The organism is Undibacterium sp. Ren11W (assembly GCF_049340485.1).
GTDB lineage: Bacteria > Pseudomonadota > Gammaproteobacteria > Burkholderiales > Burkholderiaceae_D > Undibacterium.
The window spans coordinates 1-244 of sequence record NZ_JBMPPB010000049.1; the positions used below are offsets into that span (position 1 = coordinate 1).

Genomic DNA, 244 nt, shown 5'->3' on the forward strand with positions numbered 1-244 from the left:
GGTGCACCATTTGTTACAGTCACTAATGTGGCTGCATCCGTGCCCGGGGCGGAGACATTACCAGCGATATCCGTAACCGTCGCTGTGACGGTTAACGTCGCACCTTCCGCTGGTTTCGCAACCGTGCTGCTATACGTACCAGCGGTGATTTCTGCGGCCGTTAAGACGTGGCTTTGCGGAGTCGTGCCGTCGGTGATCGTCAGGGTGTCACCTGCCTTCGCGGTGCCTGGCAAGGCGACTGTGA

1 protein-coding gene is annotated in these 244 nt (G+C 59.0%); it reads right to left on the minus strand.

Translation table 11 applies throughout. The features are described from left to right. Positions 1 to 244: hypothetical protein (locus ACO0K8_RS22410; RefSeq protein WP_422948866.1), on the minus strand; the 244-nt coding region annotated here is incomplete at both ends.